The 23,575-nt window shown below is 75.0% G+C and carries 20 protein-coding genes and 1 pseudogene; 13 read left to right on the forward strand and 8 right to left on the reverse strand.

The window, feature by feature from the left end; translation table 11 throughout:
* Positions 1–33: 33 nt before the first annotated feature.
* From ACIRPH_RS22075 to ACIRPH_RS22095, 5 genes and pseudogenes are all read right to left on the reverse strand, one after another.
* On the reverse strand, positions 34–2,310 hold the full coding sequence (locus tag ACIRPH_RS22075; RefSeq protein ID WP_402917153.1) for a LuxR C-terminal-related transcriptional regulator: 2,277 nt from the start codon (positions 2,308–2,310) through the stop codon (positions 34–36).
* Positions 2,311–2,579: 269 nt separating this feature from the next.
* Positions 2,580–3,038 (reverse strand): annotated as a pseudogene (locus ACIRPH_RS22080) (ATP-binding protein); the annotation flags it as partial.
* Between the two features lie 119 nt (positions 3,039–3,157).
* Positions 3,158–4,330 (reverse strand): globin domain-containing protein, encoded by a 1,173-nt coding sequence (locus tag ACIRPH_RS22085; RefSeq protein ID WP_402917155.1) that lies wholly within the window; start codon positions 4,328–4,330, stop codon positions 3,158–3,160.
* Positions 4,331–4,964: 634 nt separating this feature from the next.
* Complete coding sequence (locus ACIRPH_RS22090) at positions 4,965–5,420, reverse strand: RrF2 family transcriptional regulator (RefSeq protein WP_402917157.1); 456 nt, start codon at positions 5,418–5,420, stop codon at positions 4,965–4,967.
* Between the two features lie 103 nt (positions 5,421–5,523).
* Positions 5,524–7,101 carry an MFS transporter gene (locus ACIRPH_RS22095; protein WP_402917159.1) on the reverse strand — a complete coding sequence of 526 codons (1,578 nt, stop codon included), beginning with the start codon at positions 7,099–7,101 and terminating at the stop codon, positions 5,524–5,526.
* Positions 7,102–7,513: 412 nt separating this feature from the next.
* Here ACIRPH_RS22095 and panB point away from each other — a divergent pair, with 412 nt between their 5' ends.
* The 3 genes from panB (at position 7,514) to ACIRPH_RS22110 (ending at position 10,675) form a co-directional block, all read left to right on the forward strand.
* Positions 7,514–8,368, forward strand: coding sequence for a 3-methyl-2-oxobutanoate hydroxymethyltransferase (gene panB / locus ACIRPH_RS22100; RefSeq protein WP_402917161.1), 855 nt, complete (start codon positions 7,514–7,516; stop codon positions 8,366–8,368).
* Positions 8,369–8,585: 217 nt separating this feature from the next.
* Positions 8,586–9,467, forward strand: a complete 882-nt coding sequence (locus tag ACIRPH_RS22105; protein WP_402917163.1) for a sulfurtransferase — start codon at positions 8,586–8,588, stop codon at positions 9,465–9,467.
* A 167-nt stretch (positions 9,468–9,634) separates the two neighbouring features.
* A complete protein-coding gene (locus ACIRPH_RS22110; protein WP_402917165.1) occupies positions 9,635–10,675 on the forward strand; it encodes an LLM class F420-dependent oxidoreductase in 1,041 nt (346 codons plus the stop codon).
* 60 nt (positions 10,676–10,735) lie between these two features.
* Here ACIRPH_RS22110 and npdG read toward each other — a convergent pair whose 3' ends face one another.
* Positions 10,736–11,431 (reverse strand): NADPH-dependent F420 reductase, encoded by a 696-nt coding sequence (npdG, locus tag ACIRPH_RS22115; protein WP_402917167.1) that lies wholly within the window; start codon positions 11,429–11,431, stop codon positions 10,736–10,738.
* Between the two features lie 44 nt (positions 11,432–11,475).
* Positions 11,476–11,673: a hypothetical protein gene (locus ACIRPH_RS22120; protein ID WP_344179785.1), complete on the reverse strand. Its 198-nt coding sequence runs from the start codon at positions 11,671–11,673 to the stop codon at positions 11,476–11,478.
* Positions 11,674–11,796: 123 nt separating this feature from the next.
* Here ACIRPH_RS22120 and map point away from each other — a divergent pair, with 123 nt between their 5' ends.
* The 9 genes from map (at position 11,797) to ACIRPH_RS22165 (ending at position 21,046) form a co-directional block, all read left to right on the forward strand.
* On the forward strand, positions 11,797–12,648 hold the full coding sequence (gene map / locus ACIRPH_RS22125) for a type I methionyl aminopeptidase (protein ID WP_402917170.1): 852 nt from the start codon (positions 11,797–11,799) through the stop codon (positions 12,646–12,648).
* Between the two features lie 164 nt (positions 12,649–12,812).
* A complete protein-coding gene (locus ACIRPH_RS22130) occupies positions 12,813–13,052 on the forward strand; it encodes an AbrB/MazE/SpoVT family DNA-binding domain-containing protein (RefSeq protein WP_402917172.1) in 240 nt (79 codons plus the stop codon).
* A gap of 59 nt (positions 13,053–13,111) precedes the next feature.
* Entirely contained in the window at positions 13,112–14,248 is a 1,137-nt protein-coding gene (locus ACIRPH_RS22135; protein WP_402917174.1) for an alpha/beta fold hydrolase, read from the forward strand.
* A complete protein-coding gene (locus ACIRPH_RS22140; RefSeq protein WP_402917176.1) occupies positions 14,245–15,078 on the forward strand; it encodes a M55 family metallopeptidase in 834 nt (277 codons plus the stop codon). The genes ACIRPH_RS22135 and ACIRPH_RS22140 overlap by 4 nt, the downstream gene beginning before the upstream one ends.
* 76 nt (positions 15,079–15,154) lie before the next feature.
* Positions 15,155–16,540 carry a M20/M25/M40 family metallo-hydrolase gene (locus ACIRPH_RS22145; protein ID WP_402917797.1) on the forward strand — a complete coding sequence of 462 codons (1,386 nt, stop codon included), beginning with the start codon at positions 15,155–15,157 and terminating at the stop codon, positions 16,538–16,540.
* Positions 16,541–16,804: 264 nt separating this feature from the next.
* Positions 16,805–17,734, forward strand: a complete 930-nt coding sequence (locus ACIRPH_RS22150; protein ID WP_402917800.1) for an LD-carboxypeptidase — start codon at positions 16,805–16,807, stop codon at positions 17,732–17,734.
* A 136-nt stretch (positions 17,735–17,870) separates the two neighbouring features.
* Complete coding sequence (locus ACIRPH_RS22155; protein ID WP_402917178.1) at positions 17,871–18,161, forward strand: helix-turn-helix domain-containing protein; 291 nt, start codon at positions 17,871–17,873, stop codon at positions 18,159–18,161.
* 121 nt (positions 18,162–18,282) lie between these two features.
* Positions 18,283–20,253, forward strand: a complete 1,971-nt coding sequence (locus ACIRPH_RS22160; RefSeq protein WP_402917180.1) for an acyl-CoA dehydrogenase — start codon at positions 18,283–18,285, stop codon at positions 20,251–20,253.
* A gap of 154 nt (positions 20,254–20,407) precedes the next feature.
* Entirely contained in the window at positions 20,408–21,046 is a 639-nt protein-coding gene (locus ACIRPH_RS22165; protein ID WP_402917803.1) for a PadR family transcriptional regulator, read from the forward strand.
* A gap of 96 nt (positions 21,047–21,142) precedes the next feature.
* Here the strand turns inward: ACIRPH_RS22165 and ACIRPH_RS22170 are convergent, their stop codons facing one another.
* The gene (locus ACIRPH_RS22170; RefSeq protein ID WP_402917182.1) at positions 21,143–21,943 is read right to left on the reverse strand and encodes a glyoxalase; all 801 of its coding nucleotides are present in this window, start codon (positions 21,941–21,943) and stop codon (positions 21,143–21,145) included.
* Positions 21,944–22,122: 179 nt separating this feature from the next.
* On the opposite strand from ACIRPH_RS22170, the gene ACIRPH_RS22175 reads away from it, so the two are divergent.
* Positions 22,123–23,412 (forward strand): MFS transporter, encoded by a 1,290-nt coding sequence (locus ACIRPH_RS22175; protein WP_402917184.1) that lies wholly within the window; start codon positions 22,123–22,125, stop codon positions 23,410–23,412.
* Positions 23,413–23,575: the final 163 nt, after the last annotated feature.

The raw sequence follows: 23,575 nt of genomic DNA on the forward strand, positions 1-23,575 counted from the left end.
GGGAGACCGGGTCGGGCCGCGCCCGGGCCCGGGTCACCCCAGGCCGAGTTCGCGGGCGCGCACCGCAGCCGCGTTGCGGTTGGACACCCCCAGCTTCGCCATCATGTTCGTCACGTGCACGCTCACGGTCTTCGCCGAGATGAACAGCGCCTCGCCGATCTCCCGGTTCGTGCGCCCCTTGGCGACCTCGGCCAGCACCTCCGCCTCACGCGGCGTGAGGCCGGCGGGCCGCCCGCCCCCGCGGGCAGCGGCCGCGGACGCCCCCGGTCCCCCGCCGGGGGGCGACCCGTCGGTGAGGGCCGGGGGGACCGGGGAGGCGCCGACCGCGGCGGACCGCCCGGGATCGGGCAGCCCGTGGCGCAGGCACAGCCGCTGCGCCTGGCGCGCGAACAGCCGCAGTCCGTACCTGCGGGCGAGGCGCTGGACGGCGGCGAGGTGGGCGCCCGCCCGTTCCCGGTCGCCGGCCCGCAGGGCGGCCCGGGCGGCGACCAGCCCGATGCGCCCCTCGGTGAGCACGTCCTCCCGGTCGCCGGCCAGGGAGACCGCGGCCTCCGCCTCGGCCAGCGCCTCCTCGGGGGCCTCGCCGATCTGGGCCATGACCTGGTGGCGCAGCAGGAGGAGCCCGGGGTGCCGGGTGCCGTGCGGGAACCCGTCGAAGACCTTGCGGAGCCCGGCGGCGAGGACGCGGACCTCCCCCTCACGGCCCGGTTCCCCGCGCAGGAGGTCGACGACGTCGCCCACCGGGGCCAGTCCGAGCACGTACAGCTCGTCGGAGAAGGGGGCGCGGTGATCCGCGCCGCTGTCGAGCTGGAGCACGGCCAGGTCGAAGGCCTCGCCGTGGCGCCCCTCCTCAGCCGCCAGCTGCATGTCCGTGAAGCGGAGGGGGAGGTACTCGGAGGGTGAGCTGCCGTGCTCGGGCAGCAGCCTCCGGAAGTCCTCCATCGCCTCCCGGACCCCGCGCAGGTCCCACCGGTGGTGGGCGATGTTCATCCGGAGGGTGCGGGCCCGCGCCATGAACACGGTGTCGCCGGTGATCATCGCCAGCCGCTCCTCGGCCTCCGCGAAACGGCCCTGGTGGGAGAGCCTGACCGCGATCCCCAGGTGGAAGGGGTCGCTCTGGGTGCGGGCCACGCCGAGTTCCGCGCAGCGGCGCAGCCCCTCCTCGGCGATCCGGCCGTGCTCCTCCCCCCTGCCGATCCGCTGGAACGCGCCGCCCAGGTTGTTCAGGCCGCGCAGTTCCACTTCGACGAAGCCCGACTCCCGGGCGAGGGAGATGCCGCCGGCCAGTATCCGCAGTCCGGCCTCGTGCTCCTCCGTGGAGGACAGGGTGCCGAGGGTGACGAGGAGGTCCGCCTCGCTGTAGCGGTCGCCGACGGCGCGGGCCTGTTCCAGTCCGCGGAGCGCACTGCGCCTGGCCTGCACATGGTGGTTGCGCATCATCAGGGTGGCGGCCAGGGTCGAGCCGACGGCGGCGGCGAGCGGGTGGCCGTGGGGCAGGACGGCGATGGCGTCCGCGAGGTCCTCGAGCGCACCGTCCCTGCCCATCTCCTTGAGCGCGTGGGCCCGGGCGTGCCGGAGCCCGGCGATCAGCTCCGCGTCCCCGGGCGGCGGGCCGCCCGGATCGTGGTAGCCGGTGACGCCCAGTTCGCTCAGCCCCTCGGTGGCGTGGTCGACGGCGCGGCGCGGGTGCCCGGCGTCCAGGGAGGCGCGGGAAGCGCGGCGCAGCACCTCGCCGCGCGGCTGCCCGACCCTGGACGCGGCGTCGGGGACCAGGTCCCACAGCTCCAGGACGCGTTCGAGCAGGGCCAGGTGCTCGGGGTGGGCGGCGGCGCTCGACGCGTGGCCGGCGGCCCGCCAGGCGGCGGTCAGGGCGAGGGGCTGGTCGCGGGCGGCGTGGGCGTGGTGGGCGAGCTGGACGGCGGTGTCGGCGGCGGACATGCCCGGGACCCCCCGCCCGAGGGCATCGGCGTAGCGGCGGTGGATCCGGACGCGCTCGCCGGGCAGCAGGTCCGTGTGGACGGCCTCCGCGAGGAGGGCGTGCCGGAAGGCGTAGCCCTCGTCGGCGGCGCGCAGCACCCGGGCGTCGGCGGCGTGGCGCAGGGCGTCGTCGAGCTGGTCCTCGGTGATCCCGGACCTGCGGGCGACGGCGGCCAGGAGGGAGTGGCCGACCCGGTCCCCCGCGGTGGCGGCCAGGCCGAGGACGCGCCGGGTGGCGTCGGGCAGGCGTTCGACGGTGGCGAGGAGGAGGTCGCGGGGCCCCTCCGGGATGGGGCCTGCGGCGGGGTCCCGGCCGTGGAGGAACGACTCCACGAACAGGGGGTTCCGCCGGTGCGTTCGAGGAGGAGGTCGAGGGCGGCGGGGTCGAGCGCCCCGCCGCGGAGCGCGGACGCCTGGGCGGCGACCGCGTCGCGGTCGAGCGGGCCGACGTCGAGGCGGTCGACGCGGGGCAGGCGTTCGAGTTCGGGAAGGAGCCTGCGCAGGGGGTGGGTGCGGTGGACGTCGTCGGTGCGGACGCTGACCACCAGGTGGACGGGGACGTCACCGAGGTTGCGCAGGAGGAACACGAGCAGGTCGCGCGTGGAGGCGTCCGCCCAGTGCAGGTCCTCCACGACCACCAGGAGCCCGCCCGGGCGGGAGCGCTCCTCCAGGAAGGTGAGCACGGACTCGAAGAGGCGGGCGCGGCCGTCGTCCGCCTCCTCGGGCGCCCGGCCGAGTTCGGGGAGGAGCCGGGCCAGTTCCCGGCGGTGGGCGGCGGAGGGCGGCGCGCCCTCCTCCCGGGCGAGGTGGCGCAGCAGAGTGGTGAAGGGGGCGAACGGGACGCCCTCGGCTCCGAGTTCGAGGCAGCCGCCGACCGCTGTGCGGCCCGCGTCCGCGCGTGCCAGGTACTCCTCGATGAGCCGGGACTTGCCGATCCCGGCCTCGCCGCACACGAGCGTCGCGCGGGCGCCGTGCGTCCGGGCGCGGCGCCCGTCCCCGGCGAGGCGGGCGAGCTGGCGGTCGCGTCCGACGAGGACGGGGGAGGGGCCGTGGGACTGCATGCCGTTCAGTATGTCGGTTTCGCGGCGGACCGCCCAGTGGCGGCGCACCCGTCCGCCCGACGGCCCCTCGGCGCCGAGCTCCGGGAGGGCGGCCCGGTTCCGGGCCGCCCTTCCGGAGGTCAGGCCGCGCCCAGCCACAGGTCGGGGCCGAAGACCTCGTAGCGGACCCGGCGTGCGGGCACCCCGGCGTCGAGCAGCTGCGTGCGCACGTCGCGCATGAACGGCAGGGGTCCGCACAGGTAGACCTCGGCGCCCTCGGGGACCTCGACCCCGGACAGGTCCATGCGCCCGTCGGCGCCGCTCCCGTACCAGGTCCGGAGGTCCGCCCCGGGGAGCGCGCCGACCAGCGCGGCGGTCTCGTCGCGGTGCGCGTGCTCCGCGGGCCCGCGGTCGGCGTGCAGGACGAGGACCCGGCGGGCGCTGCGCTGTTCGGCGAGCCGGTGGAGCATGGCGACCATCGGGGTGCAGCCGATCCCGGCGGAGACCAGGAGGAGGGGGTGGTCGCCCTCGGACAGGGCGACGTCGCCCGCGGGGGCGGACACCGCGAGGGTGTCGCCGACGGCGGCGGTGTCGTGCAGCAGGGTGGAGACCTCCCCGGCGGGGGTCCCGCCGGCGCGCAGCCGCTTGACGGTGATCCGGCGGCGCCTGCCGTCCCATCCGCTCAGGGAGTACTGGCGGGCCTGGTGCACGCCGTCGGGCATGCGCACCCGGACGCTGACGTACTGGCCGGGCAGGAAGTCGGGCACCGGGTCGTCGAAGCCGGGTTCGAGGGTGAGGGAGACGGCGTCGGGTGTCTGCTCGCGGCGTTCGGCCACCCGCCAGGGGCGCCAGACGTCCCGGCCGGCGTACCCGGCCGTGTCGTACAGGCGGGTTTCCAGGGCGATGAGCGCGCCGGCCATGAGCCAGTACACCTCGTCCCAGGCGGAGACCACCTCCGGGGTGGCGGCGTCGCCGAGGGTGTGGGCGATGGCGCCGAAGAGGTACTTGTGCACGACCGCGTACTGGTCCTCGGTGACCCCGAGGGACACGTGCTTGTGGGCGATGCGGGAGAGGAGGGCGTCGGGGCGTTCGTCCGGGTGGTCGAGGAGCGCGGTGGCGAAGGCGGCGATCGATCCGGCCAGGGCCCGGCGCTGCTCGCCGGAGGCCTGGTTGCCCCGGTTGAACATGCCGTCGAGGAGTTCGGGGCGGTCCCCGAGCATCGTCTCGTAGAACCGGGCCGTGATGGTGTCCAGCGACCGGGCGACGACGGGGATGGTGGCCCGGACCGTGGCCGCGGACTCGGTGGAGAGCATGTGCCGTCCTCCTTCTCCGGGAGGCGTGGAACCCTCCCGGATCAGATAATTGGTATCTGAAATGCACATTAAATCCGCCCGGGGAGGACCCGCCCCCGGGGTCCTCCTCCGGGGCCCCGCCGCGGCCCGGGAGGGCGCGTCGCCGCAGGTGCGAGGGGTCGGGAACGGTGTGAGGGGCCCCGGCGCCAGGGCCGTGCGGCCGCGCCCGCCGGGACCTCGGTCCCCTCCGTCCGGGAGCGAAGGTCGCGTCCCGGACCCGGCGCCGCGCCCGTGGCGCCCGCGCGGAGACCTTCGCCACACGCGGGGCACGGTGCAGGCGGGGGCGGGACCGGCGGCGGGGCGGGGCGCGGCGCGGCGCGGCGCGGACGGCGGAGGAAGGGCAGCGCGGCGCGGCGCGGACGGCGGAGGAAGGGCAGCGCGGCGCGGCGGAGGGAGGGCAGCACGGTGCGGGGGCGAGGGCGCGGCACGGCGCGGACGGGGCACGGTGCGGGCGGGGGCGGGGGCCGGAGGGCAGCACGGTGCGGGCGGCGGCGGAGCACCCCCTGTATCCATGGAACCGCGGACGGGCGGCCTCCGCCAGGGGCTGTGGACGACCCGGGCTCGCGGGAGCGCACGCGGCCCGCCCGGCCCGGGATCAGGCGGACGGTCCGGCCGCCTGCTCCGGGCGCAGCAGGGAGAGCGTGTCCCGGGTCGGCGGCGCCACCAGCGCCTCCACGGTGACGGTGTCGAGGGAGGCGTAGAACGCCTCGCGCGCGTCGCGCAGGGCGCCGCGCAGGCGACAGGCCGCGCGCAGGGGGCAGGGCGGGTCGTCCTCGCAGCCGGCGAGGTCTCCCCCGCCCTCCAGGGCCCGCACGATCGTCCCGACCGGGGTCCGCCGCCCCTCCTCCGTCAGGCGCAGCCCCCCGTTGCGGCCGCGCCGGGTCTCCACGATCCCCATGCCGGACAGGCGGGCCACGGCCTTGGCCATGTGCGTGTACGGCACGGCGAGCATGCCGGCGGCGGTCCTCGTGGTGAGGAGCTCGCCCTCCCCCGCCACCGCGAGCCGCATGACCAGTCGCAGGGAGACGTCGGTGAAGGCGGTCAGGCGCATGCCCCCAACGTAGGCGACCGGCCCCGCCCCGCGCGTCGCCCGGTGTCGCCCGACGGCGCGGTCCGGACGCGCCGGGCCCCTCCCGGCGCCGTCCTCAGCGCCCTCAGGCGTCCCCGTCCCCCGGGGCGTCCGCCTCCTGGTGGCGGCCGGCCTCGCGGGGCATCCAGACCAGGACCACTACCAGCCCGAGCAGTCCGAAGCACAGGGAGACCGTCGCGGCGGTGTGCAGGCCCGTCATGAACGCGTCCTTGGCGGGGCCGACCAGCGCACGGCCGGCCTCGCCGGCGCCGCGGGTGAGCGCCAGGGTGCCCTCGATCGACTCCCCCGCCGCGTGCAGCTCGCCGGGGTCCGGTCCGCCGCCGTCCTCCTCCCGCGCGAACCGGTCGAGGCTGTCGGTGATCCCCGCCCGGTAGCGGAAGGAGATGACCGCACCCAGGATCGCGACCCCCATAGCGGTCGCGACCTGGCGGACCGTGTTCTGCACGGCGGAGGCCGCCCCCGCCTTGCCCGGCGGCACCGACGACATGATCGCGTCCGTGGCGGGTGTCAGCACGACCGCCATCGACCCCGACTGGAGGAGGAAGAAGCCGATGATCAGCGGGAGCGGCGTGTCCGGTTCCAGCTGCGTGAAGAACACGAAGCTCGCGCACACCCCGAGCACACCGCAGGCGGCGACCACGCGCGGCCCCGCCCGGCGCACCAGGGTCGGGCTGAGCGGCGCCATCACCATCTGCCCCACGGCCGCGGGCAGCACCAGCAGGCCCGCGGCGAAGGGCGTGAACTCCCGGACGCTCTGCCAGTAGAAGCTCAGGAAGAAGATGATCCCCGACATGCTGAAGAACATCACCATGATGGTGGCGATGGAGACGCTGAACCGGGGGTCGCGGAAGAAGCGCACGTCCAGGGACGGGTCCTCGGTCCGCGACTCGTGCACCAGGAACAGCGCGAGCACGGCCACGCCCGCGGCCAGCGCGCCCCACACGTCCCAGTCGGCGAGCGAGGCCCGCTCCCCCGCCGTGATGATGCCGTAGATCAGGAGCACCAGGCCGGGGATGGACAGCAGCACGCCGAGGACGTCGGGCCGCCCCGGGTTCGCGTCCCTCGACTCCGGGATCAGGAAGAACACCAGCGCCAGCCCGAGAACCACGAAGGGCACGTTGATCAGGAAGATCGATCCCCACCAGAAGTTCTCCAGGAGCAGTCCGCCCGCCGAGGGGCCGATCGCCATCGCGAGCCCGACCGAGCCCGCCCAGATCCCGATGGCGCGTCCGCGCTGGTCGGGCGGGAACACGTTCGTGATGACCGACAGGGTCTGCGGCGTCACCATCGACGCGCCGAGCCCCATGGCGGCGCGGGCGAGGATGAGCTGCTCGGGGCTCTGCGAGTAGGCCGACAGGGCCGAGGCCGCCCCGAAGACGGTGAGGCCGGCCACGATCATGCGGCGCCGCCCCACGCGGTCGCCGATCACGCCGAAGGCGAAGAGCAGCCCCGCGAAGACCAGCGTGTAGGAGTTGATCGCCCAGGCCAGCTGCGACTGGCTGGCCCCCACGCCCGCCTCCGGGTCGGAGAGCACGCGCAGCGCCACGTTGAGGATCGTGTTGTCCGCGACGATCACGAGGAGGCAGATGACCAGGACCGCCAGTCCGCCCCATCTTCGCCGGTATGCCGTCTGCGCGTCCACGAACCACCTCCGCTGCCGGGGCCCCGATGGACGGTTCGGGCCGTGGCACGCGCCGCGGCCGGCGGTGTCCCGCCCGGCGGCGCGGCCGGTGTGACGGCTCACCCCCGCAGGCCCTTCCGCAACAAGAGGTACAGGGAATGAGCAGGCGGCGCAATCCGGTTGTATCCCGCGAGGAGACGCGTGTCGCAGGCATGCGATGATGCTTCCGTGTGGCGGCAGGAACCGGTTCCGCACCGTCGGCCACGGCGGTCGGAAGCCCTCCGGGACACCGGCGCCGCACCGCCCGGCCCCCCTCCACGAGGGCCGCACCGGGGCCGCACGGCCCTCACGCGCGCGAGCGCGGACCATCATTCGTCCACATGTCCGGGGACACCCGCCGAGGTGCTTCGAGACGACGGAGGAAGAACACGCCATGACCATCACAGCCAACACCCCGCCCGCAGGCAACTCCCTGTACGGCGGCGTCACCAGCCGCCGCGTCACCGTCCGCGACCTGGCCTCCGCCAAGGCCCGCGGTGAGCGCTGGCCCATGCTGACCGCCTACGACGCCCTCACCGCCCGGGTCTTCGACGAGGCCGGGATCCCGGTGCTGCTCGTCGGCGACTCGGCCGCGAACGTCGTCTACGGCTACGACACGACCGTTCCGGTCACCCTGGACGAACTGGTCCCCCTGACCGCCGCCGTGTCCCGGTCGACCCGGCGGGCGCTGGTGGTCGCCGACCTGCCGTTCGGCTCCTACCAGTCCTCCCCCCAGCAGGCGCTGGAGTCGGCGTCGCGGTTCATGAAGGAGGGGCGGGCCCAGGCGGTGAAGCTGGAGGGCGGCCGCGCGGTCGCGCCCCAGGTGGAACTGCTGGTGTCCGCCGGGATCCCGGTGATGGCGCACCTGGGCCTGACCCCGCAGTCGGTCAACACGCTGGGCGGGTACAGGGTCCAGGGCCGCGGCGAGGCCGCCGCCGGGCTGCTCAAGGACGCCAAGGAGATGGAGCGCTCGGGGGCGTTCGCGGTCGTCCTGGAGTGCGTGCCCGCCGAGGTAGCCGCGCAGGTCACCGAACAGCTCTCCATCCCGACCGTCGGCATCGGCGCGGGTCCGTCCACGGACGCCCAGGTGCTGGTGTGGCAGGACATGGCCGGGCTGAGCCCGAAGGTGGCGAAGTTCGTCAAGACCTACGCCAACCTGCACGAGACGCTGCGCGACGCGGCCTCTGCGTACGCGGACGAGGTCGTCAGCGGGGCCTTCCCGGAGGAGCGCCACTCGTACGCGAGCTGAGCGGGGAGCGGTAGGGCCGGCGTCCCGGGAGGGGCGCCGGCGGCGAGGCGACGGCCGCCGGCCGGGGCGCGGGCCCCGGCCGGCGGTCCCCCGTGCGGGGCACGGCAGGGGTCCGCGGGGTCGGCGCAACCCCGGTGACCATCGTCACCAGGGCTTTCGCCCTCCACGGGATAGCATGCATTCCTGATCGGATTTATCGGATACAGGGGGACGCACCATGACAGACCACACCGCACCCACCGTCAGCGTGGAGTGGCTCGCCGACCACCTGGACGACAAGGACCTCGTCGTCGTCGACTCCACCACCCTCCTGTCCGTCCCGGACGAGGGCCCCTACACGGTGGAGTCGGGCCGGCCGGGCTTCGAGGCCGAGCACGTCCCGGGCGCCCTCTTCGCCGACCTGACCACCGACTTCGCGGACACGGAGGCCCCCGCGCCGTGGACCGTGCCGCCCTCGGAGAAGTTCGCGGTCAGCGCGGGCGCCCTGGGGATCGGCCCCGGCCGCACGGTCGTGGTCTACGACCGGAGCACCGGGTTCTGGGCGACCCGCCTGTGGTGGCAGCTGCGCCTGGAGGGCTTCGACGGCGCCGTGGTCCTCGACGGCGGGCTGCGCGCCTGGAAGGCCGCCGGCCTGCCGGTCACGGACGAGCCCACCCCCACCCCGGTCCCCATGGCCTTCCAGGCCGAGCGGCGCCCCGAGCTGCTGCGCTCCACCGAGGAGGTGGCCGCGGCCGTCGACGACCGGAGGACGGTGCTCGTCAACGTGCTCGACCCGGAGACCTACAGGGGCGACAAGCACACCTACGCGCGCGACGGCCACATCCCCGGCAGCGTCAACCTGCCGGTCGGCGAGGTCCTCGACCCGGAGACCGGCCGGCTCAGGCCGGTGGAGGAGCTGCGCGCCCTCTTCGACGGCGCGGGCCTCCTCGACCCCGGGGTCACCCCGGTCACGTACTGCGGCGGGGGCATCGCGGCCACGGGGGTCGCCCATGCCCTCGCGCTCGTCGGCCGCGAGGACGTCGCCGTCTACGACGGCTCGATGACCGCGTGGGCCGCCGACCCGTCCCTGCCGCTGGTCACCGGCGACTCCCCCCGCTGACCGCCCCCGCCGCCGGCCGGGCCCCGGTCGGCGGCCCCTCCGGGGGTTCCCCGGAGGGGCCGCCGGGGTGTGGGCCGGGACACAGGCCGAACGGTACTCGGCAGTAGAGTTGCTCCCGTACCCAGCACCCACACGGGCCGGGGTCCGGCCCTCCCGGGAGGACACACATGCGCATCTCGATGCCGCTCCAGTACGCGGGTGACCCCAAGGCCGCCGTCGACCGGGTGGTCGAGCTGGAGAAGGCCGGGCTCGACACCGTGTGGGTCGCCGAGGCCTACGGGTTCGACAGCCCCACCCTGATGGGGTACATCGCCGCCCGCACCGAGACCGTGGCGATCGGTTCGGCCATCCTGCCGATGTACACCCGCACGCCGACCCTCATCGCGATGACCGCCGCCGGGCTCGACGACCTCTCCGGCGGGCGCGCCGTCCTCGGCCTGGGGGCCAGCGGACCGCAGGTCGTCGAGGGCTTCCACGGCGTCCCCTACACCAGGCCCCTCGCCCGCACCCGCGAGACCATCGAGATCTGCCGCAGGATCTGGGCGCGCGAGGACCGCCTCACCCACGACGGCTCCGTCTTCCAGATCCCGCTGCCGCCGGAGAAGGGCACCGGCCTGGGCAAGCCCCTCAAGATCATCAACCACCCCCGGCGCCCGGACATCCCCGTCCACGTGGCCTCGCTGGGCGTGAAGAACGTGGCGATGACCGCCGAGATCGCCGACGGCTGGCTCCCCCACCTGTTCATCCCCGAGAAGGCCGACCTGGTGTGGGGAGAGGCCCTGGCCGAGGGGCGGGCGAAGCGGGACCCCTCCCTGGGCGGGCTGGAGATCACCGCCGGGGGCCTGCTCGCCATCGGCGAGGACGAGGACACCCGGAAGCTGCTCGACCTCGTGCGCCCCATGATCGCGCTGTACGTCGGCGGCATGGGGGCCAGGGGGAAGAACTTCTACAACACGGTCGCCCGCCGCTACGGCTACGAGGAGGCCGCGGAGCGGATCCAGGACCTGTACCTGGACGGCAGGAAGGACGAGGCCGCCGCGGCCGTGCCCGAGGAGTTCGTGGAGCTGACCAACCTGGTCGGCCCCGAGTCCTACGTGCGCGAGCGCGTGGAGGCCTTCCGGGCCGCGGGCGTCACCCAGCTCAACGTCACCCCCGTCGGCGACGATCCGGCCGCCCTGGTCGACAAGGTCAGGGGCTGGCTCTCCTGAGCCGCGCCCCGGGCCGGGGCCGTGGGGAGCGCCTCCCCGCGGCCCCGGCGCGTACGGGGTTCACAGACCGGTGACGCGCAGGCCCGCGTGGGTCTTGTACCGGCGGTTGATCGCGATCAGGTTGGCGGTGAGCGCCTCGACCTGGTGGGCGTTGCGCAGACGCCCGCCGAAGACCCCGCGCACGCCCGGGATCCGCTCGGCCAGGGCGCGCACCTCGTCGGTGGCGGCGCGGTCCTCGCCCAGCACCAGGACGTCGAGGTCCACCCGCTCGACCCCGGGGTCCAGCAGCACCACCGCCGACACGTGGTGGAAGGCGGCCGTGACCCGGCTCCCCTCCAGGATCAGGGCCGCCTGCTCGGCCGCGCTGCCCTCGGCGACGTCGAGCGCGTACGGGCCCCTCTCGTCGAACCCGAGCGGGTTGACGCAGTCGACCACGATCTTGCCCGCGAGGGGTTCGACCAGGCCCTCCAGCAACTCCCTGTGCCCGTCCCACGGCACGGCGACGATGACGACGTCGCCCGCCTCGGCGGCGGCGGCGTTGTCCAGGCCGCGGACGTCGATCCGCGCGGACTCCCCCTCCGCCAGCTCGCGCGCGGCCTTCTCCGCCCGCTCCGCGCTGCGGGAGCCGATGACGACGGTGTGGCCCGCCAGCGCGAACCGGCGCGCCAGGCCGCGCCCCTGGTCGCCGGTCCCGCCCAGGACCGCGATGGTCTGCCCGGCGGTGTCCGCGCTCTCGGGCGTGCTCTCTTCAGTCATGGACCGATCCTGTCAGAGGCGGCGCCGTCCGGGTCCGCGGACCCTCACGAACCGCCGTCCGCCTCGCGCTCGTCCTGGGCGTCCCACTCCTCGTTGCGGTCGGCCGCGATCGACAGCGCCCGGGCCGCCGTGGCCTCGTCGGGGTACGGGCCCATCCTCTCCCTGTTCGGGCATCCGGCGCCGTGCTCGACCCTGTTGTGGGTCAGGCAGTACCACCAGCCGTCGTCCTGTACGTCGTTCACGCTCGTCCGCCTCCTGTCGGTCGGTCCTGTCGCGGGTCTACCCGGCGTGGGGTGCTCCTCACACCACCGGCCGGCGCCTCGCGGACGCCGGGCGGGGGCGCCCACGAACTACAATCAGTCTCCATGACTACTCCGCTGGTGCCTGGGCGCATCTCGCCCCAACGTTCGGTTCCCCCCTCCATCGTCCGCCCGGAGTACGTCGGTCAGAAGTACCCGGTGGAGGGAGTTCTGGGCGACGTGCAGACGCCCGAGACGATCGAGCGGATGCGGGTGGCCGGCAGGATCGCGGCGCAGGCCCTGGAGGAGGTCGGCAGGCACGTCCGGCCGGGGGTGACCACGGACGAGTTGGACCGGGTCGGCCACGAGTTCCTGCTGGACCACGGGGCCTACCCCAGCACGCTCGGCTACAAGGGCTACCCGAAGTCGCTGTGCTCGTCCCTCAACGAGGTGATCTGCCACGGCATCCCGGACGACACCGAGGTGTCCGACGGGGACATCGTCAACATCGACATCACCGCGTACAAGGACGGCGTGCACGGCGACACCAACGCCACCTTCCTCGCGGGGAACGTGTCGGAGGAGAACCGGCTCCTGGTCGAGCGGACCAGGGAGGCGACCATGCGCGCCGTCAAGGCGTGCCGGCCGGGCCGCCGGATCAACGTGGTCGGCCGGGTCATCGAGTCGTACGCCAAGCGGTTCGGCTACGGCGTGGTCCGCGACTTCACCGGCCACGGCGTGGGCCCCGAGTTCCACTCGGGCCTGGTGGTCCCGCACTACGACGACCCGCGCGCGGACACCGTGATGGTGCCGGGGATGACCTTCACGATCGAGCCGATGATCACGCTCGGCGGCGTGGAGTACGACATGTGGGACGACGGCTGGACCGCCGTCACCGCCGACCGCAGGTGGACCGCCCAGTTCGAGCACACCCTGGTGGTCACCGAGACCGGCACGGAGATCCTCACCCTGCCGTAGGCACGCGGCGTCCACGGGCCCCGGAGCACCGCTCCGGGGCCCGTTCGTCCTCTCACGGCGCCGGCCGGCGCCTCGGCCCGCGCCGCGGCTCCCCCTTGCCACGCGGGTCGAACGAGTTATACTTTTCCCACTGGAAAGAAAATTCTCACTGTGGGGAGCCGACGATGGGCACTTCGGAGGGGCGGCCCGAGGGCAGGTTCGCCAGCACCGTCAGGGTCGGCGAGAAGGGGCAGATCGTCATCCCCAAGGGGGCGCGGGAGCTCTTCGGCATCGGCCCCGGGGACACGCTGCTGCTGCTCGCCGACGTCGAGCGCGGCATCGCCATCGTCCGCCCCGACCTGTTCGAGCAGTTCCCCGAGAGCGACCCCCGGACGCCGGGGCGCGGAACCCGGGCCGAGGGATGAGCCCCGGGCGGGGGCCGGCCGGGGCGCGGCGGCGCGCGGCGACGGGAGGGCGTTGACGTATGGCGTGGTGGGTTCCGGCGGGGGCCGCCCTGCTCGCGCTGCCGGCCCTGGCGGCGGCGGGCTGGCTCCTCAGGAACGCGGTGTACGCGGACTGGGACGCCGCGCGCGCCGCGCGGGCCGGTTTCGCCGAGCACACGGCCGAGGTCGGCGGCGTGCTCCTCAACTACGCGGAGGGGCCCGCCAACGGCCCGCCGCTCCTGCTCGTCCACGGACAGGTGACCGACTGGCGGAGCTGGCACAGGGTCCTGCCCGCTCTGTCGCGGGACTTCCACGTCTTCGCCGTGGACTGCCACGGGCACGGGGGGTCGGCGAGGGTTCCGGAGAGGTACACCGCCAAGGCCGTGGCCGCCGACCTGGAGGGGTTCCTCGACCGGGTGGTCGGCGCGCCCGCGCTGGTCGTCGGCCACTCCTCGGGCGGCCTGGTGGCGGCCGTGATGGCCGCCGACGCCCCCGGGAAGGTGGCCGGCGCCGTCCTGGAGGACCCCCCGCTGTTCTCCTCCGTCCACCCGAGGGCCGAGGCGACGTTCAACCACGTGGACCTCAGCACCGCCGCGCACGGGTTCCTGCGCGAGGGAGGGGCGTCGGACTTCACCGACCACTACCTGCGCAACGCCTGGATGTGGAAGCTGTTCCGGGGTGCGGGGGCCGCGGTCCGCGGCAGCGCCCTGCGGTACAGGGCCCGGCACCCCGGCCGGCCGCCGCGGATCCCCTGGGCGCCGCCGGTGCTCAACCACATGTTCCTGGCCATGGACTCCTACGACCCGCGTTTCGGCGAGGCGTTCCACGACAACAGCTTCCACGACGGGTTCGACCACGCCGGGACCCTGGCGCGGATCACCGTCCCGACCGTGCTGATCCACGCCGACTGGTCCTACGGCGAGGACGGCGTCCTGCTCGCCGCGATGGACGGCGACGACGCGGCGCGGGCGCGCTCGCTGATCGAAGGCGTGGAGTTCCACCGTGTGGACTCGGGGCACGGCTTCCACTTCGAGCGGCCGCGGGACTTCGTCCGCATCGTGCGCGGCTTCGGGGAGCGCGTGCTGCGCCGGACGACGCGGGGCCCGGCCCCGTGTCGCAAGGGTGACGCCGTGCCTGTGGATCTCCCGGCGAGCCGGGGCGTAGTGTCGTCCGGGTGAAGATTCTCATCTCCGCCGACATGGAGGGCGCCACCGGCGTCACCTGGCCCGCCGACGTCGAACCCGGCACCGAGCAGTGGCAGCGCTGCAGGTCCATGTTCACCGGCGACGTGAACGCCGCGGTGGCGGGGCTGTTCGAGGGCGGCGCGACCGAGGTGCTCGTCAACGAGGCGCACTCCACCATGCGCAACCTCCTGCTGGAGGAGCTGAACGGCGAGGCCACCATGATCACCGGTCGCCACAAGGAGCTCTCGATGGTCGAGGGCGTCCAGGCGGGGGACTGCGACGGCGTGGTCTTCCTCGGGTACCACTGCGGCGCGGGCGAGGAGGGCGTGCTCGCCCACACCTACCTGCCCAACGCGGTGACCGGCGTGTGGCTGGACGGCGAACCGGCCGGCGAGGGACGCCTCAACGCCGCCGTCGTCGCCGAGTACGGCACCCCCGTCATCCTCGTGACGGGGGACGACCGCGCCTGCGAGGACGCCGCCTCCTACGCTCCGTTCGCGCGCACGGTCGCGGTCAAGGACCACGTCAGCCGGTACGCCGCGCGCTGCCGTCCGCCCGCGCGGACCGCGAGGGACATCAGGGCGGGGGCCCGCGACGCCATGCTGCTGGCCGGGCGGGTGGAGCCGGCCGCCCCCTCCCCCAGGGCCGTCGAGGTCGAGGTGGACTCCGCGCAGCTCGCCCAGGCCGCCGCCATCGTGCCGGGCGTCACCCGCACCGGGGTCCGGCGTGTCCGGTACACCTCGCCGGACGCCTACGAGATGATCCGCTGCTTCAAGGCGGTGACCACGCTGATATCGAATGCGATGGAAGCCCACTACGGGTAGAACTGTGGCGGGGGCCGCCGCCGGGCACGCGGCCGCCCCCTGTCCGCACCACCGCACCGAGAGCGAGGCCGCGCCCGTGGGCCACCCCGTCACCCCCTCCCCCGACAGCACCGACGGTCTCGCCGCCGCGGGCGACGACGCCCTCCGCCTGGCCCGCGAACTCATCCGCCGCGACTCCACCAACCGCGGCGGCGGCGACGGCGACGAGCGCGCCTGCGCCGAGTTCGCCGCCGAGGCCCTGACGGACGCCGGGCTGGACCCGGTCGTCCTGGAGGCCGCCCCCCGACGCTCCAACGTGGTCGCCCGCGTCCCGGGCTCCGACCCCGGCGCCCCCGCCCTGCTGGTCCACGGCCACCTGGACGTCGTGCCCGCCGAGGCCTCCGACTGGACCGTCCCGCCCTTCTCCGGGGAGATCGCCGACTGCCCGGTCACGGGCGTGCCCGCCCTCTGGGGACGCGGCGCGGTGGACATGAAGAACACGGTCGCCATGGTCACCGCCGTCGTACGCCACTGGGCACGGCACGGGCTGCGGCCCCGCCGCGACATCGTGCTGGCGTTCGTCGCCGACGAGGAGGACAGCGCCGCCTACGGCGCCGACCACCTGGTCCGCGAGCACCCCGGCCTGTTCGAGGGCTGCTCCGCGGGGATCGGCGAGGGCGGCGGGGAGACCGTCCACGCCCGCGGCGCGGACGGGCGCCCCGTCCGCCTCTACCCCGTGGGCGCGGCTGAGCGCGGCAGCGCCTGGCTGACCCTGCGGGCCAAGGGGACCGCGGGCCACGGCTCCCGCCCGCCCCGCGACAACGCGGTCGGCGCGCTGGCGGAGGCGGTCGCCCGCATCGACCGGCACGAGTGGCCGCTGCACCTGACACCGGTCACCCGGGCGTCGATCGACGCGATCGCGTCGGCGCTGGGGGTGGACAGGGCGCCCGGCGACACCGACACCGCCGAGGCCCTGGACGCGCTGGTCTCCCGGTTGGGAGAGGCCGCAGGGCTCATCGGCCCGACCACGCGCAACAGCGCGGCCCCCACCATGCTCTCGGCCGGGTACAAGGTCAACGTGGTGCCCGGGGAGGCCACGGCCGGAGTGGACGGGCGGGTCCTCCCGGGGGCCGAGGACCAGTTCGAGGCCACCATGGGCGAGCTCACCGGCGACCGCGTGTCCTGGGAGTACGCCCACGGTTCGCCGCCGGTGGACGCGCCCGTGGACTCTCCGGTGTTCGGGGCCCTGCGCTCCGCGCTGCTGGCCCACGACCCCGGCGCCCACGTGGTGCCGGTGTGCCTGGCCGGCGGCACGGACGCCAAGGTGTTCTCCCGGCTGGGCATCGACTGCTACGGCTTCTCCCCCCTGGCGCAGCCCGCCGGGCTCGACTACACCAAGCTGCTGCACGGGGTGGACGAGCGCGTACCGGTGGACGGGCTGCGGTTCGGGGTGCGCGCGCTGGACACGTTCCTGCGCGCCTGAGCGAGCCGTCGCGACGCGGGGCGCGCGCGCCGGACATGCTGGGGGGGACCGGGCCCGGCGGAGGGGGACGGCCCCCGACGACGGGGGCGGGCGGATGCGTGCCGCGCCCGTGCGCGGTGCGGTGGGGACACGGACGACGGAGGGCGGGACGTGGGCGGAGTGACAGGGGTGGGCGAGGAGCGGGACGGGTGCGGCGCCGTGGCGGAGGGGCGTCCGGGTCCGGGCGGCCGGGTCGCGGGGGCGCCGTCCGGGAGGCGCCGGGGAGTGCGGGAGCTGGTCCGGCCGCCGCGCCTGCGCGAGGGAGACCGGGTGCGCCTGGTCGCGCCGTGCAGCCCCGTCCCGGCGGCGCAGCTGGACGCGGCCACGGAGGTGCTGCGCGGCTGGGGCCTGGAGGTGGGGCACGCCCCGCACGTGCGCGACCGGCACCCGCGGCTGCCCTACCTCGCCGGTGAGGACGCGACCCGGGCCGCCGACCTCCAGGAGGCCTGGTGCGACCCGGACGTGGACGCGGTGTTCTGCGTGCGCGGCGGCGACGGGGCGCACCGGACGCTGGACCTGCTGGACTTCGACGCCATGAGGAGGGCCGCGCCCAAGGCGCTGGTCGGGTTCAGCGACATCACGGCGCTGCACGAGGCGTTCGCCGTCGAGCTGGGCGTGGCGACGGTGCACGGGCCGGTGGTGGGCACCAAGTACTTCGTGGGCGACGCGGTGGCCCAGGGTGAGCTGCGCACGACCCTGTTCCGCCCCGAGCACCGCACCGTGCTGACCTCGCCGGGCGCGCACGCGCTGGTGCCGGGGCGGGCCCGGGGCGTGACGTTCGGCGGGAACCTCAGCCTGCTCAACGACGGCCTGGCCACACCGCACAGCCGCCTGTCGGCCTCCGGGGGGCTCCTGGTCCTGGAGGACGTCGGCGAGGACGTGGCCCGGCTCGACCGGATGCTCACCCACCTCCTGCGCACCGGGTGGATGGACGGGGTGGCCGGTGTCGCGCTGGGCACGTGGACCGACTGCCCCCCGGACCCCGGGGTGATCGCCGACCTGATGCGGGAGCGCCTGGAACCCCTGGGGGTCCCGGTGCTGTGGGGTCTGGAGTTCGGCCACTGCGCGGCCCAGCTGACCGTCCCGCTCGGGGTCCCCGCGGTGCTCGACACCGGGTCCGGCACTCTGGAGCTGGACGTGCCCGGCCTGGCGTGACACACGGGGCGGCCGGCGCGGCGCCCGCGCCCCGCCACGGCGGCGTGCGGTGCGCCGGCCGCCGACCGGCCATCCTGTCGGATAACTATACCGGTATTGATATAGAACCCCGGCTCGGGGGCGTTAGACTCGTCGCATGGTTCGTGAACCGCTGACCGCAGACCAGATCGAGCGCGGCCGCCTCCTCGGCGGACTGCTCCGGCAGGCCCGCGCCGAGCGCACGATGGTGGAGGTCGCACGTCAGGCCGGGATCTCGGTCGAGACGCTGCGCAAGATCGAGGGCGGGCGCATCCCCACCCCGGCGTTCTTCACCGTCGGATCCATCGCCGCCGCCCTCGGCCTCTCCCTCGACGACCTCCTGCGCCGGGTCCACTCCGCCGTGCCCGTCGCGACGCCCGCGCCCGAACCCGCCTCCCTGGCCGTCTGACCCCGCCCGGTCCCCGTACCTTGGACACAGGCCCGTGTCCCGCGCGCCGCCGTGCCGCCCCGGACCGCGGTGGCGGCGGACGCGCACGGGCCGCGTCAACGAGGACCACCAGGGGGAGACCATGACAGAACAGGCGCTGAGACTGGACGAGGCCGAACTCCGCGGCCTTCTGGACGGCCGCTGGGCCGGCGTCCGCGAACACGTCCGCGACACCGTCCGCGGGGACCTGTTCGCCCCTGTCCACGGCCTGTCCGTGGAGGACCACCGGGCCCGCACGCTCGCCCAGCTCAAGGCCCTGGCCCAGACGGACCTTCCCGCGTACGGCTTTCCCGAGTCGGTGGGCGGCCGCGACGACGTCGGCGCCTCCGTCGTCGGCTTCGAGATGCTGGTCGCCGACCTGTCCCTGATGGTGAAGATGGGCGTGCAGTGGGGGCTCTTCGGCGGTGCGATCCGCGCCCTGGGCACCGACCGCCACCACGCCGAGTACCTGCCCGGCGTGATGTCGGTGGAGCTTCCGGGGTGCTTCGCCATGACCGAGACCGGCCACGGGTCCGACGTCCAGCACCTGCGCACACGGGCGGTCTACGACCCGGCCGCCGAGGAGTTCGTCGTCCACACCCCGGACGAGTCGGCGCGCAAGGACTACATCGGCAACGCGGCCCGCGACGGCCGCATGGCGGTGGTGTTCGCCCAGTTGGAGGTCGACGGCGAGGAGCAGGGCGTGCACGCCCTGATGGTCCCGATCCGGGACGGCGAGGGACGGCCCGCTCCGGGGGTGCGCATCGAGGACTGCGGGCCCAAGGCCGGGCTCAACGGCGTGGACAACGGCCGCCTGTGGTTCGACCGCGTGAGGGTGCCGCGCACCAACCTGCTCAACCGGTACGGGGACGTGGCCCCCGACGGCTCCTACTCCAGCCCCATCGAGAGCAAGAACCGGCGCTTCTTCACCATGCTCGGCACCCTCGTCCGGGGCCGGATCAGCGTGGCGGGCGGCGCGGGCAGCGCGGCCAAGGCCGCGCTGGCCATCGCCCTGCGCTACTCCGACACCCGCCGCCAGTTCACCCGCCCGGGCGTGGACGGCGAGCCGGAGCAGGAGGTGCGCGTCCTCGACTACCTGGCGCAGCAGCGCAAACTGCTGCCCGCGCTGGCCCGCACCTACGCCCTGCACTTCGCGCAGGAGGAGCTGGTCACCCGGCTGCACGAGCTGTCGCGGTCGGCGGAGGGCGACGAGCACGCCCAGCGCGAGCTGGAGTCGCGGGCGGCGGGGCTCAAGGCGGTGGCCACCTGGCACGCCACCGCGACCATCCAGACGTGCCGGGAGGCGTGCGGGGGCGCCGGGTACCTCTCCGAGAACCGCATCCCGCAGCTCAAGGCCGACTCCGACATCTTCACCACGTTCGAGGGCGACAACACCGTCCTGCTGCAGCAGCTCACCAAGGGCCTGCTGACCAACTTCCAGGACTCGTTCGGCGACCTGGACCAGCTGGGCCTGGCCCGGTTCATGGCCGGCAAGGTGTTCGAGACGGTCATCGAGCGCACCGCCGCGCTCCCGCTGATCGACCGCCTGATCGACGCCGCGCCGGGGCGCGGCGAGGAGGCCAGCCTCTACAACCGGGGCTGGCAGCTGGAGCTCCTGGAGGACCGGGAGAAGCACGTCGTCGAGGGCCTGGCCGGGCGCCTGCGCCGGGCGCGCAAGGACGGCAGCGACGCCTTCGAGGTGTTCAACCGGGCACAGGACCACGTGCTCGCTGCGGGCCGGGCGCACATGGACCGGGTGGTCCTGGAGGCGTTCGTGGCGGGGATCGACCGCTGCGGCGACAAGGCGACCGCCAAGCTCCTCAACCGGCTGTGCGACCTGTACGTGCTGTCGGTCGTGGAGGAGGACCGCGCCTGGTTCCTGGAGCACGAGCGCCTCTCCACCTCGCGGGCCAAGGCGGTCACCCAGGCGGTGAACGACCTGTGCCGGGGCCTGCGGCCGTACGCGGTGCGGCTCGCCGACGGATTCGGGCTGCGCGACGAGTGGCTGGCGGCGCCGATCGCGCTGGGCTCCGAGCACGCCCGCCAGGGCGACCCGCAGCCCCCGCGCGGCTGATCCGCCCTCCCGCCGCCCCTCCCCCGCGCCGGGGCCCGTCCGGGCACGGGAGGCGGGGGCCGGGGCCGGCGGGCCCGCGGGGCGACGGCGCGCGGAAGGCATGCCGGTCGAAGCAGAACAGCGCGCAACGCGCTGGTGGGACGAGGGGGTGTGGATGTCGGCCATCCGGCTGCTGGTCCTCGGGGCGGTCCGGCTCCACGGGAGGGCGCACGGCTACCAGGTGCGCAACGACCTGGAGTTCTGGGGCGCGCACGAGTGGTCCACCGCCAAGCCCGGGTCGATCTACCACGCCCTCAAGCAGATGGCGGGGCAGGGGCTGCTGATCGCCCACGAGACCGCCCCCTCCACCGCGGGCGGTCCGCCCCGGACCGAGTACGAGATCACGGAGCGGGGCGACGGGGAGTACTTCGCCCTGCTGCGCGCCGCGGTGTCGTCCCACCGGGCGAGGCAGGACGTCCTGTCGGCCGGCCTCGGCTTCATCGTGGACCTGCCCCGGCAGGAGGCCCTGGACCTCCTGCGGGAGCGGGTGCGGGGCCTGGAGGGGTGGCACGGGAGCGTGACCGGGTACTACCCGCCGGGGGAAGGGCCCGGGCAGATGGGGCACATCGGCGAGATCATGGGCCTGTGGGTGCACTCCGCGGAGTCGGACGCCGCGTGGACGCGCGGGCTGATCGGGCGGATCGAGGGGGGAGCCTACGTCTTCGCCGGCGAGAGGGGCGAGCCCTACGCGGGTGTCCTCGCCGACGACCCCGCCCACCCGGGCGGCGAGGGGCGCCGCCCCGGACCCCCGTAGGGCGGCCCCGCCCCCGGCGACGGAGCGGCCGGGCGTCCCGGACCGGTGTGGTCCTCCCGGCCCCGGAGCGGCGCGGGCCCGCCCGCGGAACGGGCGCTACGCCCGGTCGGCGCCGCCGCCGTCCCCGTCCAGCCAGTCACGCAGGGCCTCGGCGTGGCCCAGCTCCGCCTCGACCCGCGCGCGTTCCTCCCCGGTGAGCACGGTCCCGGCGAGCTTTTCCCGCCACTCCCGCGCCCCCGACCCGTCGCCCAGCGCGACGGAGAGCTCGACCAGGGTGGCGTACGCCAGCGCCCGGTCCGCGGCGGGGGCCCCGTCCCCGTGGCGGCGCAGCGCCGACCTGGCCCTGCGGTGGGCGGCGCGGTCGTCGTTCTTGAACTCCCTGAGGATCCGCACCTGGTCGAGCGCCCTGGCCAGCCCCTCCAGGGAGGCGGACCCGCCGTACTCCGGTTCCGCGGGCTCGTCCCGCCGGATGAAGATGATCGAGTTCCCCGACGGGTCCATCAGGGTGAAGCGGCTCGCCCCGGGCCGGTACCGCGTGATGCGGGGCAGCCCCCGGCCGAGGACCTTCCCGTAGGCGGCGCGCATCGCCCGCGTCAGCTCGGCGTGGTAGGGCGCGACCTCGTCGACCATCACCAGGCAGCCGCCGCTGTTCTCCAGGGCCGGGTCCAACCCCTCCGGCGCCCTGCCGAAGTGCAGGTCGAACCCGCTCCACCGGAACGCCAGGTACAGGTACGGCCTCGTCTGCTCGTGGGTGACCTCGAACCCGAGGGCCCGGTAGAACGCCAGGGTCTCCTCCGCCGACACACAGGGCAGCACGGGCACCGTCGTCTCGTCGGGCCGCATCCGCCCCTCCCCCTCCGGTTCCCCGGCCGCCGCCACCGGCCCCCTGTCCGCCATGGACCCCGCCCCCTCGCGATTGATCGAGTCCGGCCACCGGGCGAGGGTAAGCCTCCCGCGCAGAATTAGTCAAACTTGACTACACCCCCTCGCCGCGTGCGGCCGAATTCCTCCCGGGGCCTTCCGCCCCCGGCGCTCCCTGCCTAACATGAGACGCATTCACGTTAGGTAGGTCACACGTGCGCACACCCCCCGCGCAGCCCTCCCCCGACCCCCTCACCCCGGTCCCGGACGCCCTGGCCGAACCCGTCCGGCCGGTCCGGAGCCTGTGGGTGGCCGGGATCAGCCTCGCCAACCTGGGCATGTGGATGGCCTTCTTCGGCCCCCTCCAGGTCCTGCTCCCCGAACAGGTCGGGGTGGTCGCCCCCGGCTCCAAGGAGACCGCCCTGGCCTGGGTGACCGGCGTCGGAGCGGTGTTCTCCACACTGGGCACCCCCCTCGCGGGCGCGCTGTCGGACCGCACCACGGGCCGGTTCGGCCGCCGCCGCCCCTGGATCCTGGCCGGGGCCGTCCTCGGCGGGACCGGCCTCGTGGTCCTGGGCCGGCAGGACGACCTGACGGGCGTCCTGCTGGGCTGGTCGTTCGTCCAGGCCGCGCTGTCCTGCCTGAACGCGACCCTGCTCGCCGCCGTCCCCGACCGCGTGCCGGTCCGCCAGCGCGGCGCCGTGTCCGGCTGGATCGGCATCCCCCAGTCGGCGGGCGTGGTCGTCGCGGTGCTCCTGGTGACCGTGGCGGTCAGCGGGATCGCCCCCGGCTACGCCCTGATCGGCGCCCTCACGCTGGCGTGCGCCCTGCCGTTCGCGCTGCTGGCGCCCGATCCCCCGCTCCCGCCGGAGGCGCGCCCGCCCTGGAACGCGTTCGCGCGCGGCCTCTGGGTGTCGCCGCGCCGCCACCCCGACTTCGGGTGGGCGTGGCTGACCCGCTTCCTCATGCAGACCGGCAACGCCATGTTCACGCTCTACCTGCTGTACTTCCTGCGCGACGGGGTGGGCTACGAGGAGCTGTTCCCGGGCTCCTCGGCGGCGGACGGCCTGCTGGTGCTGATCCTCGTCTACACGGCGGCCGTCGTGTCCACCACCGTGGCCGCCGGGCTCGTGTCGGACCGGATCGGCCGCCGCCGGGGGCTGGTGTGTCTGTCCGGCGTCGTGTCGGCCGTCCCGGCGTTCCTGCTCGCCGCGTTCCCGACGTGGACGACGAGCCTCGCGTGCGCGGTGGTGCTGGGGGTGGGCTTCGGCATCTACCTGTCCGTGGACAACGCGCTGGTCACCGAGGTCCTGCCGACGGCGGGGGGCCGGGCCAAGGACCTGGGGATCGTCAACATCGCCAGCTCCGGCCCCCAGGTGCTCGCCCCCGCGGTCGCCGGGCCGATCGTCGTCCACCTGGGCGGCTACCCGGTGCTGTACACCGTGTGCGGGCTGCTGACCCTGCTGGGGGCCGCGCTGGTCTGGCGGATCAGGGGGGTCGCCTGACCTCCCGCGGGGGCTCCGCGGACCGCGCCGGGCCCTCGGCCGCCGGACCGCCCCCCACGCGGCGCCGACCGGACCCGGAGGCCCCGGGCGGCCGGTCCGGCCCCGCTCCGACCGCCGGCGCGGCCGTCCGCCCGCGCCCGCACCCGCACCCGCACCAGCACCC

The sequence above is a fragment of the Nocardiopsis sp. NPDC101807 genome, assembly GCF_044766605.1.
Classification (GTDB): Bacteria; Actinomycetota; Actinomycetes; order Streptosporangiales; family Streptosporangiaceae; genus Nocardiopsis; species Nocardiopsis tropica.

What these genes read in the sequence shown, in the direction of transcription:
- ACIRPH_RS22085 (WP_402917155.1), bottom strand. Translation starts at nt 4,330, where the DNA reads ATGCTCTCCACCGAGTCCGCGGCCACGGTCCGGGCCACCATCCCCGTC.
- ACIRPH_RS22090 (WP_402917157.1), bottom strand. Translation starts at nt 5,420, where the DNA reads ATGCGCCTGACCGCCTTCACCGACGTCTCCCTGCGACTGGTCATGCGG.
- panB (WP_402917161.1), top strand. Translation starts at nt 7,514, where the DNA reads ATGACCATCACAGCCAACACCCCGCCCGCAGGCAACTCCCTGTACGGC.
- ACIRPH_RS22105 (WP_402917163.1), top strand. Translation starts at nt 8,586, where the DNA reads ATGACAGACCACACCGCACCCACCGTCAGCGTGGAGTGGCTCGCCGAC.
- ACIRPH_RS22110 (WP_402917165.1), top strand. Translation starts at nt 9,635, where the DNA reads ATGCGCATCTCGATGCCGCTCCAGTACGCGGGTGACCCCAAGGCCGCC.
- npdG (WP_402917167.1), bottom strand. Translation starts at nt 11,431, where the DNA reads ATGACTGAAGAGAGCACGCCCGAGAGCGCGGACACCGCCGGGCAGACC.
- map (WP_402917170.1), top strand. Translation starts at nt 11,797, where the DNA reads ATGACTACTCCGCTGGTGCCTGGGCGCATCTCGCCCCAACGTTCGGTT.
- ACIRPH_RS22130 (WP_402917172.1), top strand. Translation starts at nt 12,813, where the DNA reads ATGGGCACTTCGGAGGGGCGGCCCGAGGGCAGGTTCGCCAGCACCGTC.
- ACIRPH_RS22135 (WP_402917174.1), top strand. Translation starts at nt 13,112, where the DNA reads ATGGCGTGGTGGGTTCCGGCGGGGGCCGCCCTGCTCGCGCTGCCGGCC.
- ACIRPH_RS22155 (WP_402917178.1), top strand. Translation starts at nt 17,871, where the DNA reads ATGGTTCGTGAACCGCTGACCGCAGACCAGATCGAGCGCGGCCGCCTC.
- ACIRPH_RS22160 (WP_402917180.1), top strand. Translation starts at nt 18,283, where the DNA reads ATGACAGAACAGGCGCTGAGACTGGACGAGGCCGAACTCCGCGGCCTT.
- ACIRPH_RS22165 (WP_402917803.1), top strand. Translation starts at nt 20,408, where the DNA reads ATGTCGGCCATCCGGCTGCTGGTCCTCGGGGCGGTCCGGCTCCACGGG.
- ACIRPH_RS22170 (WP_402917182.1), bottom strand. Translation starts at nt 21,943, where the DNA reads ATGGCGGACAGGGGGCCGGTGGCGGCGGCCGGGGAACCGGAGGGGGAG.